The organism is Mycobacterium sp. NGS33, from assembly GCF_059812885.1.
Genome location: NZ_JCALDN010000003.1, coordinates 152,274 through 165,405, shown reverse-complemented (window position 1 = coordinate 165,405; position 13,132 = coordinate 152,274). Strand labels below are relative to the sequence as shown.

The following is a 13,132-nucleotide window of genomic DNA, read 5'->3' as shown; positions in this document are numbered from 1 at the left end:
CGCTAGGTGGGCATCTCGAATCGCTCGATGAGCCGGTTGACCAGCGCGACGGCTTCTTCATGGCCCCCTGTGGCGCCGAGCGCTTGTTCCAGGATGAGCATGCGGCCGATCGCGGCGATGATGACCGCGAGCCCGGCGGGCGGAAATTCGTTTGTGTCCACATCATGTTCGCGGACGATGAAGGTCAGCGCCGTGATCTGCGTATCGCGCCACCGCTGAAACCAAGCCGCGAGCTCCGCCCTGATCTCCTTGCGATGATTGGCAAGTCCCATGAACTCCAGCAGCAGGCGCGTGTCCTTTGGTTCGATCAGCGTGTCCCAGAAGGCATGTAGCGGTCGGTCGGAGGTCAACGCCTGCTTTTGGCGCTCCTGATAGGCGGCCGCCCCGCGCCGGAACACGTCTAGATACAGCTCATCCATGGTGGGAAAGTAATAGTGGACCAGCGCCGGTTTGACACCGGCTGCGCTGGCCACCCTCCGCGAGGTCGCCGCCGCGTATCCTTCCTCGACCATGATCTGGATTGTTGCGTCGATCAGCATGTCGCGAGTGGTGGAGTCCCGCGTCTTCGGCCGTCGCGAAGCTGTCATGTGCTGGCTCTTTCGGCAACGGATACAAACGCCACGGTTTGGGCAATCGCCCAAGAGCTTAGCTCAGGTCGGCCGGCCCACGATTAGGAAGTCGCATGATGGGGCAATTGAGGTCCAAACACCCTGATCCACAGAAAAGGAAAGCTCGTGGCCCCCAGCTTCACGGACGTCATTCAATCCAAGTACCTGCTGTTGACGACCTTCACCAAGGACGGGCGTCCGAAACCGACACCGATCTGGGGCGTGCCCGACGGGGACGACACGCTGTTGGTGATCACCGACGACGGGTCCTGGAAAACCAAGCGCATCACCAACACTCCCAGGGTGACGATCGCCAAGAGCGCGGCGCTGGGCAAGCCCAAGAGCGAGGAGGTCGAGGCGAAAGCCCGGGTGCTACCGAAATCCGAGACGAGGCGGGTCTACAACGCCGTCCTCAGGCGCTACTGGTACCACGCCCCGTGGTTCTATGCGCACTCGATCGTCCGCGGCGGCATCGACAAGGTGCACGTCGGACTCGAGATCAAGCCCGCCGCCTGAGACACGGCGCGGCTAGGCGCCTTCGGTGCGAATCGCCTCGAAGGTATCCGCCACGGTCTCCTGCGGATCCCGATAGGTGATACCGAGCTCGCGCTCGCTCGGGGAATCGTCGGAGGCCGGCATCTGCGTGTAGTACTGCATTCCCGCCCAGGTGAATGGCGTCTCGAAGGGAAGAAAGCGGTTCGCCCGATCCAGCACCGCGCCGGCGACGCGCAGCGCTGTGTCCGGGATGGGGACGGCGACCATCGGCGTCCCGGCGACCTCGCCGAGCAGGTTGGCCAGCTCGGCCGCGGGCACCCGATGACCGCCCGCGGTGTAGCGGCGCGGTCCGAGCCCGGGCTCGAGCAGGGCCGCGTGCAGCGCGGCGAGGTCGCGGACGTCGACGATCAGCCACGCCGCGCTGCGCCCCGGGATCGCGTGCATCTGCAGGGCGGACCGCACACCCTCGCCGGCCTCACCGAACTGATCGCCGGCCGGGGGACCGAGCACCATGCCCGGATAGGTGATGTTGACCGGCGCACCCGCATCCTGCAGGCCCCGGGCGTAGATCTCGACCTGCGCCTTGGACGTTCCGTATCCGTCCGCGCCGCCCACCACCGGCAGGTCCGCCGTCAAGGTCTCCAGGTCGGGATGGAACAGCGCGGTGAAGCTGGACACGTGGACGATGGGATCCAGGCCCAGCTCGACCGACTGGCCGAGGACGTTCTGTGCGCCTTGCATGTTGGTGGCGAGCATCTCGGCCGTCTGGCGCGGATCGGTGGCCACGAGTGCGGCGCTGTGCACGACGGCATCGCAACCCTGCAACGCCTCCCGCACGGCGAGGCGGTCGGTGATGTCGGCGACGGCGAAATCCGTGACGTCCACGCCCAACTTGGCCACGGTGGTCTGCAGCTTGTCGGGGTTTCGGACCAGAAACCTGACGGAGTGCCCCGCATCGGAGATGGCCTTGGCGGTCCCCCCGCCGACAAATCCGGTACCGCCCGTGATCAGAACCCGCATGGCCTCATTCTGCAAGACGCGGAAATTCAGAGGTGGCTCGAGGCGAAGTTGGCCGCCTGGTTGGTCATGCCGTTGATCGGATACGACGTGTGCGCGGCGAAGTCACTGCCGTCGCCCTTGCCGCAGATCGGGTCACCCTGCGCGCACAACTCGAGGGTCTTGGGCTGATACAACGGCCCGATGGTCAGCGGCGGTGCGTTGTACTTCTGCAGGAACTGACCCGAGGGCGTTCCGAACAGCGTCACCGCGGCCACGTGCTTGGCGACGTCGGGCGGCATCGGTGGGGGCACCGCGGACGCCGGCACGCCCGGGGGCACGGCGGCCGAGGTGGTGTACCCCGCGACGGCGGCGCCCTGCGAGTAGCCACCGAGCACCTCTTTGGTGTTGGGACAGCTCGCCGCCATCGACTCGATATGCGAACTGGCGTCGCGGATGCCGTCGATGACCGTCAATGGAAAGTCCGGGCTCGAAAAGTCCGTGCTGGCAGGGTAATTCACCGGATACACGGCCAGCGACCGACCGCCCAGCCGTGAACGCAACGCGTCGACGAAGGGCTGGCCGATGCCGCCGACGCCGGGCGCCTCGCCGGATCCCCGAGCGAAGACGACCTCGACGTCCGGACACGGCTCGGCCGCCGCGGACGGAACCGGCACGCTCGCGAGCAGCGAATCGCACACCGCGACAGCGGAAAGCGCACAGATGGACAGCCGGCGCCCGAACATGACGGCCGACACCGCACGGATGCTCATTACTTCTTGAAGGCGTCCTTCACCTTTTCGCCGGCGTCCTTCAGGCTGGACTTCGCCTGGTCCGCCCTGCCCTCGTTTTTGGTGTCGTGGTCACCGGTCGCCTTGCCGATGGCCTCCTTGGCCCGGCCGCCCAGGTCCTCGATCTTGTTCTGCAGCTTGTCTTCGTTGCTCATGCCGCTGTGGCTACCCCGCAATGGCAGCTATCAAAACCCGCGGTGCTGGCATCATGGACTGGTGAGCACCGCGATCGTGGTGGCAGTAGTGGCGGGGCTGATGCTGCTCGGCATCGGCATGGTGATCAATCAGCTGTTGCGCCTGAGGCGCTATTTGGGTGACTCACCCGCGGATCGGCCCCCCGTTATCAAACCCGAGCCCCCGGAGCATTTGGGCTGAGACGGCGATGTCGGGGCAGGGCTGACCCGGATCAGCCGACATACGCGTTGCCGCGCGGGAGTGTCAGCGGAAGGTCGGCGTAGGTGGCGATTCCCGGCGCCGCGGCGACGACCGCGGCGATGCCGTTGATGGCCGGCACCGCCGTCATGATGTGGCCGAGGTCCATGAATTCCTCGAGCGTCGTGGCCTCGAAGTACGGCGGCGGTAGGAAGCCGACCTTGGTGGTGACCGTCGGCTGCCCGTCGATCTGGATGACCCAGCCGTCCTGTTCGATCTGCCAGTCGGGATCGAGCGTCTGTCCCTTTTTCCACCGGACGTTGAGGTCGATGAGTGTCTGGCCGCCGACGATGCCCTGCCAGCTGATGTAGGTACCGGCGACGTGTCCGGCCGGGATGGTCCAGGACGCCATGACGAGATCCTCGGTGGTCTGGGCGAACTCGGCGACGCAGCGCACCTCGTCGAGCTCGACACCCAGCGCGTCACCCACCAACCGGACGGCCTCGCCGAAAATGGCCGTGCCCTTCGCCGCCATCGCCGGCAGGTCGGGGTTGTCGATCGGTTGGCCGAAGCCGACGGGCTTCTCGGTCTCCGGCGAGTCATAGAAGGTGGTGTCGGCGGCCTCGTTGACGGTGACCTTGTCGATCCGGTTGCAGACCATCGCCGACACGATGGCCAAGAGTTCGGCGAAGCCCGGGCTGACGCCTGACCCGAAGATCGTGGAGCCGCCCTTCTCGCAGGCCTCCAGGATCCGGTCCCGACCCTCGCCGAGGTTGTGGCCGGTGATGAACGAGGCCGTGGTCACCACGTTGACGCCGGCGGACAGGATGCGGACGAGTTCGTCGACGTTGATCCACATCGGGTTGTAGACCACGCAGTCCGGCTTCAGCGCCAGCAGCTCGTCGATGTCGTTGGTCGCCTTGACGCCGAGCGGCTCGATCCCGACGAGTTCGCCGGCGTCGCGGCCCGCCTTCTCCGGCGACCAGGCGTAGCAGCCCACCAATTCCAGGGTGGAGTTGCTGACGATCGACTTCAGTGAGCTCTTGCCGACGTTTCCGGTGTTCCACTGAACGACGCGATAGGTGTTTGGCACTCGCTCAGCATAGGGAATGGCCGGGGTTCTTAGTAGGCCTAATAGGCAGATTCCGCTGCCAATATTTCGGCGAGGAAGGCGTCTCGCGGCGGCGAGTCCAGCCGCGACCGAGCCCAGCGCCGCACCCGCTCCCGGATTTCGGGGGATTCCGTCGATTCGGCACCCGCCAGGACCGACGTCGCCGACCAGTCGTGGTCCCAGGCCACCGACTCCGTCAGGGGCTGCCCGCGGCCGTCTTGCAACGGAAGGGTTGCGCGGCCGCCGGCGTCCAGGGTGCCGAGGCCCTCGATGGCCGCCGAACGCAGGCGCACCGCGATGCCGGTCGCCGGGTCCGGCCCGATGACGGCCGCCTGTACGACGGCGACGACCGCCGAACCGCGGGCGTCGACGCTCCAGTCCACGGTGTTTTCGCCGGCATCGAAGATCGCCGGGGGAACCCCGCTCCAGGCGACGGAGGCGACGCCGCGGGCTATCGCGGCCGCCCCGAACGGACCCGCGCCCGCGCCGGCGGCTAACGCGTAGTCATCGCGACGATCGGTCGGCATCGTCACAATCAGGCGCGGATCGTCAAGCGCGGCAATGAGTTCGAACCACCGGTCGCCGCCCACGCCGATTTCCTCGGCGAGTCCGGCGCTCGCCCGGACCAGGTCCACCACCCGGGAATCATCGCTGTGGGCCCGGCTCATCAGCGCGTCGGCGTGCGGCGCAAGCAGCTGCGTCACGTCCGAATCCAGCGTGTCGTCGGAAAAGAAGCTCTGCGCGCCGGCGGTCAGCGCCGCAACCTCGACATCGAGCAGCGCGCGGTCCAGGCCGGCGAGGCCGTCCTGCCTGCTGGCGGGCCACCACCGGCGCAGCCAATGGCCGATGGCGAGCCTGCGCAGCGGGGCGAGCGAGCCCGGCACCAGGTCGACGCCCGCGAGCTCGATGCCGCGCGGGTGACCGGGCACCCCGTCCACGGCCGACACCAGCGCGACATGACCGGCTTCACCGAGCACCCGCCACAACCAGTCCGCGCGCGACACGTCGGTGAACGTGATGTGCGGCGCCGCGTCGTCGGGGTCGTCCACCGTCCACGACAGCACCGCTCCGCTGACCTCCAGCAGGGCGATCAGTGGCGTTGCGGCCGTGGGGTTTACGGGCTCGGTGCTCCAAAGCCCGGAATCGGCAACCAGTCTCACCCGGCCACCTGCAATTCCAGCATCGCTTTGATGCGCTGCCGGTGATCCAGGCTCACCGACCGGGCCACCCCGTCCAATAGCGCGCGCACGTCGTCGACGTCGTCACAACGCTCCTGCCAGACGTCCCGCCCGTGCAGCCGCGCCCACAGCCGGCTCAGGTAGGGCTGCGCGAAGGCCGCGAGGTCGTCGACCACCTGACGCTGGCGGGGATGAATCGGGCCGTTCTCGGCCAGATACCGGCGGGCGTGCATCACGTACGCCTCCTTGCGCAGCCGCGCCTGGATCTGCGCGGCGAGGTCGTAACGGCACGAGGCGGACGGGTCCAGCGGAGCGAGCTGGATCGCGACCTCGATGCCCGCCACCAGCGTGGCTTGTTTGTCCTCGGCCAGTAGCCCCCACGGCGCGCAGGCCCGGTCGACCTCTTCCGCGCACAGCACCGGGATTTCGGGTAACGCGTCGCGATCCAGGGCGCGCCGCAGGGTCGCCCGCACCCGGTCCACCACACTGCGATCCAGCGGACGCTCACCATCGGCGCTCTGTGAAATCGACGGCGGCTGTTGTGGCGCAACGGAACTCAGGCCAAGATCGACGATCGACCAGGGCAGTCGGTCCGTCTCGGTGCGGGCCAGCGCGCCCAGGTTGTACGGGGTCGGGTCGGTGATCATCGCCGACCACACGCGCCGGCGGGTCGCCGCGGCGCCGTGGCCGCCGGCCGCGCCCAACACCGTGCCGAGCTCGGCCCGGAACGGATCGATGACGGCGGCCTCGTCCGGTCGCACATCGCGCCAACTGTGCTCCAACTGCTCGGCGAGCGCGGCAACGACATGGGCATCGGCCACGTATCGGTGCAGGACCTCGATCGCGGTGCGATCGCGATCGCGATGGATCTCGCCGAGCACCGCCGCCGCGGTCTGGTAATCCTGCGGCGTCGGAGGGCCTTTCGTGACGGCGAGTTCGAAACAGACCGGAAAATACAGCTCCTGGGCGTTGCCGGTGCGGATCCGCTGCCTGCGGCGCTCCAGCTTGAGAGCATCGAACCATGCTGCGGCCGAACGCAATTCGGGGCCGCCGCCGACGATGAGGTCGTGCATCGCCGCGGCCGTCTCCGCCGTGACCACCGGGGCCGAATAGGCGGGGTTGGATCGCAGTCGCAGCACCAACGGGTCGAGGATGCGTTTGACGGTCCGGCTCAGTGGGGCACCGTCGTCACCGCTGAGCACCTCCACGCCGGGGCCGATGGCCCGCCACGCCGCCTCGATCACCGACCGCCGTGGATGGGCCACCGCCTCACCTCCCACGGCGGTCGCAACCTGCGGGTCGGCGCTCATCTGCACAGAATAGGGCCATCGCAAAGTTTGCGGCAGCCAAAAAGTTGGGTTCGGTAGCCGGGCTGCGGCCGGACCCTGATCGCATGAACAAGCTGTTGCTGCTGGTCGAATGGCTCCGGTCGCGTCGCCGCCGGGACGCCGGGAACCGCACCGTGGGCGTTGGCACGGTCCGCAAGGTCAAGCGCCAGGTCTTCATCGAGGTGGTGGCCGTGTCGGGGGAGACGTTCATCGGCAAGCTGGCCCGGTGCGACGGGGGCCCGGACCTGTCGATGCTGCGGCCGGGCCTGGTCGTGTTGGTGGCCTTCGATCCGACCGCCCGCGAAGAGCTTTCGCTGCCCAACGACGTGCTGGCCGTCCACGCGGCGTGGGTGGCCTCGCTGTGAGCGTTACCGCGCGCCGTCGACGGCGAACGTGGCCAGGGCGGCCCAATGCAGCGGGCTGGCGCTGACCTCACCGTCGCGCCAGCGCCGCATCTGTTCGCGCTGCCACCGGTTCACCGCGCACCCGGCCTCCTGCGCGGCGTCGTGGGCGTCGTCCACGGCCGCCACGAGTTCGGCCATCGGGTCGGCAGGCTCCGCGTCGGCCGTGCCGGTCAACCGCGCGAATTGCCGGTGCGCGGCGGTCGTCGGCAGCGACCACAGCGTGGCGGTCACCAGCTGCGCGCCGTTCAGGATCATCGCCGCCACCAACCCGGTCGCTTCGTCGAACTGATAATCACCACCGGATCCGCAGGCCAGCAGCGCCACGCGCGGCGGCATCGGCAATCGCAGGGCCATCAGGTCCGAGGCGGTCAGCGGGCGATGATCGCCGATCAAGTTGGCATCCCCGGGGACGTCCGCCGTATCGGCCAGATGCAGGGCAGCCCGGTCCGCGCGGGTTCCGTGGTCGTGCTGGGTGTCGGCCGAACTCGCATGGCCCACATACAGCAGCCGGCACGGGTTTTGGCGCAGCAGGTCGGCGAGCCAGGCCCGCCCGGCATCCTGGCGGCGGAACAGGTCGACGACGGTGTCGGCGCGCGGCAGGACAGGCCGGCGCCGCATGACGCCGGCGAAGTGCTGCGCCACCGGCGTGTGCGGCGCGGGCCTGCCCAGCACCGATCCCAGCGCGGAGTCCGGTCGCTGCCCCGGCACGCGAGGATCCAGAATCAGCAGCGGTGCGCCGTCTCGCCGGGCGTGCCATTCGGCCGGCGCGCGCGGCGAGTGCACGATGTTGGGCGGCACCGCCATGAGCACGTCGACCAGTTCCATCAGCCGATGGCCATCGGTCAGTTCCGCTATATCGGCTAGCCGCCAAGGGATTTGGGCCGCGGTGCGACCGCTGGCGGTGATCGCTTCCTGGCGCGCACGCACCAGTTCTTCTTTGCTCGGACCCGATTTCGGGATGGCCAGCAGCCCCCACGGCACGCGGGCCAGCCGTGCGCTGGGCGAAACGAACAGCACCGCCCGCGGCGAGGCCACGCATTCGGCCAGCAGTTGCCAGCCCGCCGTACCGATGAGCAGCACACCGAGAATGTAGGCGACCGTGAGCTCGGTGTCCGGCGTGGCGAAGGGTCCCGTGGTCAGCGCGCGCTCGATCGCGTCGCGCCGGGTTTCGGCGCCGTGCGGCTCGGGCAGGGCGGCGGTGAGTTCGGCCAGCGCGGCGAGCAGCAGGGGTTCTTCGACCACCCAGGTGACGGTTCTGGACGGCTGGCCGACGATTTGCAGGCTGGCGTAGGTCGCGATTCCGAGGTCGGCGTATCGCAGCACCAGGGTCAGCCGGTCGGGCCCGGTCATGGCCACGTCGACCAGGCGGGCTCGGCCGCGGTGACCTCGCGCCCGTAGCGCTGCACAGCCAGCTCCCGATAGTGACTCAGGATCGGCGCCGCCCCGGGTTGCATCTGCAGCGGCGGCAGCGGACCCAGCTTCGTCAACGACGCGCGGCCCGGTGTCGACGGGCCCGCGGCGGCCAGCGCCACGGGTTCCGCGTCGGCTTCGACGGGAACGGCCGCGACGGCCGTCGAGGCCCATTCGCCGATCCGCGGTCGCTGCAACCCTTCGAAAGTGCCGCGCGCACTGTGGTATTCAACGAGCTCACTGATCAGGGCGGTGTTCTCCCACTCCCAGGCCACCGCGAACGCACCGGCCAGGATGGGCGCCGAAATGCCGGTGGCCCACCGTGCCCGCGCGTCGGCGTCGGCGATCGAGTACCGCACCGAGTCGACCGCCAGGGCGGCCGGCACCTTGAGCTCGGCGGCCTGTTCGAGTTTGGTCATTGCGCGCCAGTAGGCCGGCGTGCCGACCTCGCCGCGCAGGATGCCGAGCCCCTCGGCCTGGCGCGCCTCGGTTTCCTGCAGCGTCTCGTCGGGATCGCCCGAGCTGTCGAAACCCAGGTCCGCCAGAGCGTCGGCGCGCCAGACCGTTCCGAGATGATTGTCCAGCTGGGCGTACTGCAGCCAGCTGCTGCGTGGCGAGGAGTCCAGCAATTCGCGGGCTTGCGCGATCAGCTCGACGGCGTCGGAAAAGCGGCTCCAGAAGATGGCGATCCAGCTGCGCTGCAGCAGGATTCGATGCAGCGGCAGCGGCTTTCCAAGTTCGCGCCAATGCCGTTCGGCGTGCTCCCAGCATTCGTCGGCGGCCTCCAGGGCGCCAGATCCCAGCCGGGTGAGTCCCATGTACAGCCAGCACCGGGCCACGTCGTGGGCCCGGTCATGGCGGGCGATGACCGGATAGGCCTGACCGACCAGTTCTTCGGCACCGGCGTGGTCGTTGGCCGCCCAGCGGCCCGCCACCCGCTCCAATTGTGCTCTGGCTCTTGCCAATTCCCAACCCTTGGCGGCTGCCCGCGCCTCGGCGCGCCGCAACCACGGCTCGGCCTCGCTCAACCGCCCGGTTTCCACGCAGAACCTGCCGTACCCGGTGGCGCCGGTGATCCACAGATAGTCGGCGCGCTCGCCGCCGCCGGCATGACCGATGTTGTCCAGAACCTTTTCCCACAGCGCCACCGACCGCACATGCAGGTCGTCGTCACACAACGCGGTGGCGCACAGGATCTGCGCGGTGGCGCACAGAGTTCTGTGCTCGTCGGCGAGAGCGGGGTCCTCGTCCCCGGAGCCGTTGTCGCACAACGTTTCCAGCTCCGCAGCCGCGGCTTCGTGGTCGCCCAGAGCGGCGGCCAACCCGGTCCGCAGGAACTGCGCCCGCCGCGAGTATTGGCCCATCATCCGCGCGATCCCGGTGCCGGAAAGCCGCACCCGCTCGGCTTCGTGCGGCATCGTGCCCGCGGCGATGCCGGCGTAGATGGCCAAACAGTCTTCGATGCGCCGGATGGATTCGCGGACCCCGTCGTACGCCCCGCGCGCCAGGTAGATCTCGCCAAGCTGCCCAAGGGCTTCCAGCATGAGGTCGTCGTCCCGGTCGTCGCGTTCGATCCGCGGAATCAGTGACAGCAGCAGATCGCGGGCACCGGCCTCGTCGGCGGCGAACGCCAAACGGCGCGCCTCGTCCAATTCGTCCGGGATCGACACGGCTGCATCATAAGTCCGAGGGTGGTACCTGGATCGCCAAAACCGCGAGCGGCGGACGCGTGAGTGAGGCACGTCCGCCGCTCGAGGGCCGCAAACCGATCAGCCGCAGGACACCTTGATGGTGAAGTCCTTGGTGATCATTCCCGCCATCGGGTTCTTCATGTCGGCACCCTGCGCCTGACCGGTGATGGTGTAGGTCTTGCCATCGACCGCGACGTTGGCCGAACCCACCTTGGCGCCCATGTTGTCGCTGACCGCCAGCGCGTTGCCGTCGACCACCAGGGCCAGCGACTGGACCTTCGGGCTGGCTTCGTCGGTGAGCACGACGGCCAGCGCCTGCTGGGCACCGCCCGTGGAGCCGCTACCGATGTTGATCTTGCCGCCGGTGCGCACACAGGTCACCGACGCCGGGTTCACGCCCGCGAGGTCGGTACCGCCCACCTTGACCTGGGCGTTGGTGCCCGTGGAGGCGCTGGGCGTCGTGCTCGACCCCGATGCGGCCGGGTGGCCGCCGCTCGAGCACCCCACCAGGGCCACTGAAGCCGCGGCGCAGCCCAGGGTCCCAATCGCAGCTGCGAGAAGACGTTTCACTTGTGGTTCCTTCCTTCGTGCGCCGCCCCGATGGCGTCGTCCTGGCGCCAGTACAGACCGCTGCGGTCGCTACCGATCCCAAATTTCGCCCGGCCCAGCGGTAGGCTGCGTCGATGTCGGAGTCGGCGAAGGGAATACCGCGATGCTCAGCGTGAAATGGCTGGAAAAGCCTGAGGCCCATGACTTTCCGGCGGCGGCGGACTACCTCAGCATGCTTGCCGGCGCGCAGACGGTGAAGAAGGCGATCAAAAAGCTCAAGTCCGGGACCGTGACACACCGGAAGGCCAAGGACATTCTGCGTGCCGCGCAGCTGGGCCTGCTGCCGGTGGACAATCCGCACGTCGCCGCCGACCTGACCAAGGTCGAGAAGGGCCTGCCGCTGTCACCGATCCTGCTGGTGCGCGGTGACTTCGTCACCGGGGTTCCGGTCCAGATCGCCGACGGCTATCACCGCGTCTGCGCGAGTTATCACACCGACGAGAACACCGACATTCCCGTGGTCCTCGTGGCCGTCGGCCGCTGAACGGAGGAAGCATCATGATCGACATCAACTCCGCGGGAACCGTCAAGGTGCTGACCCTGTCCTCCGGGCCGGTCAACGCGCAGGATGTCGAGCTGCTCGAAGGCCTGGCTACGGCGGTGCGCGAGCTGGCGAGTTCGGACGCCGGCGCGCTGGTTATCACCGGTGCCGGCCGGGCCTTTTCCGCCGGCGTCGACCTCAACCGCGTGGTGCAGGGCGGCACCGGCTACACCGATCGGCTGGTTCCCGCGCTGTCGGCGGCCTTCGAGGCGGTGTTCAGCTATCCGGGACCCACCGTCGCCGCGATCAACGGCGCCGCCATCGCGGGCGGCTGCGTCCTCGCGTGTGCCTGCGACCGCCGCCTGATCGGCCCCGACGCGCAGATCGGCGCGGCCGAGGTGCGGGTCGGGGTGCCGTTCCCGGTCGCCGCGCTGGAGGTCATGCGCTACGCCTGCGGGATGCACGCCGATGAGGTGCTGCTGGGCGGCCGCAGCTATCGGGGCGCGGAGGCCGTGGCCCGCGGACTGGCCCACCGCGTCGTCGCCGAGGAGCTCCTCGAGGCGGCCGTGGAGGAGGCGTCGGACCTGGGCAGCGTCCCGCCCGACGCCTACCGGCAGACCAAGACTCAGTTGCATGCTCCGACGATGGCGCGGATCCGCGAGGCCCGCGGGGTCGATGACGAGGTTCGCCGGATGTGGGGCACGGACGACACGCTGCGACGCATCGCCGCCTACGCGGAGCGGCTGCGGCGCCGCTGATTAGTCCTCGTCGACGGTTTCGTCGAGGGCAACGCCGGCCCGCGTGCGCCTGCGCCGCATCCGGTGCGATCCCTTGCCGGTCGGGCGCCGGTTGCGCAACTTGGCCCCCGACTCGTCGGACTCGTCGGCGTCCTCGACGGCAGCCTCGTCGGGTTTTGCCTCGGTCGCCGGCTCCGGCGTCACCCCAGACTCGGTGGCCTCGGCGGGGTCGCCGGTGGCGGCGGTGACTTCGGCGGGTTCGGCTGCCGGCTCAGCCTGTTCGGCGTCCTCGGTCTCTTCGACTTCCGCGGCGGCGGTCTCCGCCTCGTCGGCCTCGTCGGTCTCGTCGGCTTCGGCCTCGTCGCCCTTCTTGCCGCGCACGCGGCGCTTCTTGGGCTCCTTCGCCTTGATCGGTTTGGGCGGCGGCGGGGGCAGCTCGGCGACGAAGGAGAGGTAGAAAGCGAAAATGCCGAGCAACGCGATCGCGGCGGCGGCCCCGTAGATGCCGAACAACCACCGCCCGGCGGCGTCCAGGCTCAGCCAGATCTCGCTGATCGCCGTCCCGATGATCAGCACGCCGGCCAGCACGTGGGCCACGATCGACCAGATCCGCAGGGACAAGGCCAGCTGCGGCGTCCCCAGCTCGGGCTTGCGGGTGCGCAGCAGGGTGAACACCACCGGCAGCGCCGCGAGCGCAATGAGGGCGCCCGTCACGATGCGCAGCGCCATCCCCAGCGTGCGTGAGGTGTCCCCCATCAGCTCCGGCCAACGGGGCAACACAAAGAAGAAGTAGAGGGCGCTGGCAACGAGGGAGAACAGCAGGTGCCATGGCACGGCGATCTTGCGCCCCATACCCCTCCTCATGCTGGTGAATCCACGCCAGCCTAAAGGCGGCCGACCCGAATCCCTATCAATTCGTAC

The 13,132-nt window shown here is 68.8% G+C and carries 16 protein-coding genes; 5 read left to right on the top strand and 11 right to left on the bottom strand.

The annotated features are described in order from the left end of the window. Positions 1-2 precede the first annotated feature (2 nt). Positions 3-587 carry a TetR/AcrR family transcriptional regulator gene (locus AC5Y5B_RS08245; protein WP_112633694.1) on the bottom strand — a complete coding sequence of 195 codons (585 nt, stop codon included), beginning with the start codon at positions 585-587 and terminating at the stop codon, positions 3-5. Between the two features lie 147 nt (positions 588-734). Between AC5Y5B_RS08245 and AC5Y5B_RS08240 the strand changes: the two genes are divergently transcribed. Further along, on the top strand, positions 735-1,124 hold the full coding sequence (locus tag AC5Y5B_RS08240) for a PPOX class F420-dependent oxidoreductase (RefSeq protein ID WP_500004970.1): 390 nt from the start codon (positions 735-737) through the stop codon (positions 1,122-1,124). A 12-nt stretch (positions 1,125-1,136) separates the two neighbouring features. On the opposite strand, the gene AC5Y5B_RS08235 is transcribed toward AC5Y5B_RS08240, so the two are convergent. From AC5Y5B_RS08235 to AC5Y5B_RS08225, 3 genes are read right to left on the bottom strand one after another with little or no spacing between them, the layout of a single operon-like run. Next, the gene (locus AC5Y5B_RS08235; protein WP_500004968.1) at positions 1,137-2,123 is read right to left on the bottom strand and encodes an SDR family NAD(P)-dependent oxidoreductase; all 987 of its coding nucleotides are present in this window, start codon (positions 2,121-2,123) and stop codon (positions 1,137-1,139) included. 26 nt (positions 2,124-2,149) lie between these two features. After that, positions 2,150-2,872: a cutinase family protein gene (locus AC5Y5B_RS08230; RefSeq protein WP_112633691.1), complete on the bottom strand. Its 723-nt coding sequence runs from the start codon at positions 2,870-2,872 to the stop codon at positions 2,150-2,152. Continuing rightward, a complete protein-coding gene (locus AC5Y5B_RS08225; RefSeq protein WP_500004966.1) occupies positions 2,872-3,045 on the bottom strand; it encodes a CsbD family protein in 174 nt (57 codons plus the stop codon). The genes AC5Y5B_RS08230 and AC5Y5B_RS08225 overlap by 1 nt, the downstream gene beginning before the upstream one ends. A 61-nt stretch (positions 3,046-3,106) precedes the next feature. On the opposite strand from AC5Y5B_RS08225, the gene AC5Y5B_RS08220 reads away from it, so the two are divergent. Continuing rightward, positions 3,107-3,265 carry a hypothetical protein gene (locus AC5Y5B_RS08220; RefSeq protein WP_500005284.1) on the top strand — a complete coding sequence of 53 codons (159 nt, stop codon included), beginning with the start codon at positions 3,107-3,109 and terminating at the stop codon, positions 3,263-3,265. A 31-nt stretch (positions 3,266-3,296) separates the two neighbouring features. Here AC5Y5B_RS08220 and AC5Y5B_RS08215 read toward each other — a convergent pair whose 3' ends face one another. The 3 genes from AC5Y5B_RS08215 to AC5Y5B_RS08205 are packed head-to-tail and all read right to left on the bottom strand — an operon-like array spanning position 3,297 to position 6,861. Continuing rightward, a complete protein-coding gene (locus AC5Y5B_RS08215; protein WP_500004964.1) occupies positions 3,297-4,355 on the bottom strand; it encodes an NAD(P)H-dependent amine dehydrogenase family protein in 1,059 nt (352 codons plus the stop codon). Positions 4,356-4,393: 38 nt separating this feature from the next. Further along, positions 4,394-5,533: a hypothetical protein gene (locus AC5Y5B_RS08210; RefSeq protein ID WP_500004961.1), complete on the bottom strand. Its 1,140-nt coding sequence runs from the start codon at positions 5,531-5,533 to the stop codon at positions 4,394-4,396. Beyond that, a complete protein-coding gene (locus AC5Y5B_RS08205) occupies positions 5,530-6,861 on the bottom strand; it encodes a hypothetical protein (protein WP_112633687.1) in 1,332 nt (443 codons plus the stop codon). Before AC5Y5B_RS08205 ends, AC5Y5B_RS08210 begins: the two co-directional genes overlap by 4 nt. A 44-nt stretch (positions 6,862-6,905) precedes the next feature. Between AC5Y5B_RS08205 and AC5Y5B_RS08200 the strand changes: the two genes are divergently transcribed. Continuing rightward, positions 6,906-7,244: a hypothetical protein gene (locus AC5Y5B_RS08200; RefSeq protein WP_500004959.1), complete on the top strand. Its 339-nt coding sequence runs from the start codon at positions 6,906-6,908 to the stop codon at positions 7,242-7,244. Between the two features lie 3 nt (positions 7,245-7,247). On the opposite strand, the gene AC5Y5B_RS08195 is transcribed toward AC5Y5B_RS08200, so the two are convergent. The 3 genes from AC5Y5B_RS08195 to AC5Y5B_RS08185 all read right to left on the bottom strand — a co-directional run bounded on the left by AC5Y5B_RS08195 (position 7,248) and on the right by AC5Y5B_RS08185 (position 10,921). Then, positions 7,248-8,633 (bottom strand): CHAT domain-containing protein, encoded by a 1,386-nt coding sequence (locus AC5Y5B_RS08195; RefSeq protein WP_500004957.1) that lies wholly within the window; start codon positions 8,631-8,633, stop codon positions 7,248-7,250. Next, positions 8,630-10,363, bottom strand: a complete 1,734-nt coding sequence (locus AC5Y5B_RS08190; protein ID WP_112633685.1) for a hypothetical protein — start codon at positions 10,361-10,363, stop codon at positions 8,630-8,632. Before AC5Y5B_RS08190 ends, AC5Y5B_RS08195 begins: the two co-directional genes overlap by 4 nt. 99 nt (positions 10,364-10,462) lie before the next feature. Beyond that, a complete protein-coding gene (locus tag AC5Y5B_RS08185; protein WP_205869137.1) occupies positions 10,463-10,921 on the bottom strand; it encodes a lipoprotein LpqH in 459 nt (152 codons plus the stop codon). A 175-nt stretch (positions 10,922-11,096) separates the two neighbouring features. Between AC5Y5B_RS08185 and AC5Y5B_RS08180 the strand changes: the two genes are divergently transcribed. Next, positions 11,097-11,477 (top strand): hypothetical protein, encoded by a 381-nt coding sequence (locus tag AC5Y5B_RS08180; protein WP_112633683.1) that lies wholly within the window; start codon positions 11,097-11,099, stop codon positions 11,475-11,477. A gap of 14 nt (positions 11,478-11,491) precedes the next feature. Continuing rightward, on the top strand, positions 11,492-12,232 hold the full coding sequence (locus AC5Y5B_RS08175; RefSeq protein ID WP_500004955.1) for an enoyl-CoA hydratase/isomerase family protein: 741 nt from the start codon (positions 11,492-11,494) through the stop codon (positions 12,230-12,232). On the opposite strand, the gene lucA is transcribed toward AC5Y5B_RS08175, so the two are convergent. Beyond that, the gene (lucA, locus tag AC5Y5B_RS08170; RefSeq protein WP_500004953.1) at positions 12,233-13,063 is read right to left on the bottom strand and encodes a lipid uptake coordinator LucA; all 831 of its coding nucleotides are present in this window, start codon (positions 13,061-13,063) and stop codon (positions 12,233-12,235) included. Positions 13,064-13,132: the final 69 nt, after the last annotated feature.

Excerpts from the sequence above, each read along its gene's own strand:
- AC5Y5B_RS08180 (WP_112633683.1), top strand. The coding sequence starts at position 11,097 with ATGCTCAGCGTGAAATGGCTGGAAAAGCCTGAGGCCCATGACTTTCCG.
- AC5Y5B_RS08235 (WP_500004968.1), bottom strand. The coding sequence starts at position 2,123 with ATGCGGGTTCTGATCACGGGCGGTACCGGATTTGTCGGCGGGGGGACC.
- AC5Y5B_RS08230 (WP_112633691.1), bottom strand. The coding sequence starts at position 2,872 with ATGAGCATCCGTGCGGTGTCGGCCGTCATGTTCGGGCGCCGGCTGTCC.
- AC5Y5B_RS08205 (WP_112633687.1), bottom strand. The coding sequence starts at position 6,861 with ATGAGCGCCGACCCGCAGGTTGCGACCGCCGTGGGAGGTGAGGCGGTG.
- AC5Y5B_RS08195 (WP_500004957.1), bottom strand. The coding sequence starts at position 8,633 with ATGACCGGGCCCGACCGGCTGACCCTGGTGCTGCGATACGCCGACCTC.
- AC5Y5B_RS08225 (WP_500004966.1), bottom strand. The coding sequence starts at position 3,045 with ATGAGCAACGAAGACAAGCTGCAGAACAAGATCGAGGACCTGGGCGGC.
- AC5Y5B_RS08175 (WP_500004955.1), top strand. The coding sequence starts at position 11,492 with ATGATCGACATCAACTCCGCGGGAACCGTCAAGGTGCTGACCCTGTCC.
- lucA (WP_500004953.1), bottom strand. The coding sequence starts at position 13,063 with ATGGGGCGCAAGATCGCCGTGCCATGGCACCTGCTGTTCTCCCTCGTT.
- AC5Y5B_RS08245 (WP_112633694.1), bottom strand. The coding sequence starts at position 587 with ATGACAGCTTCGCGACGGCCGAAGACGCGGGACTCCACCACTCGCGAC.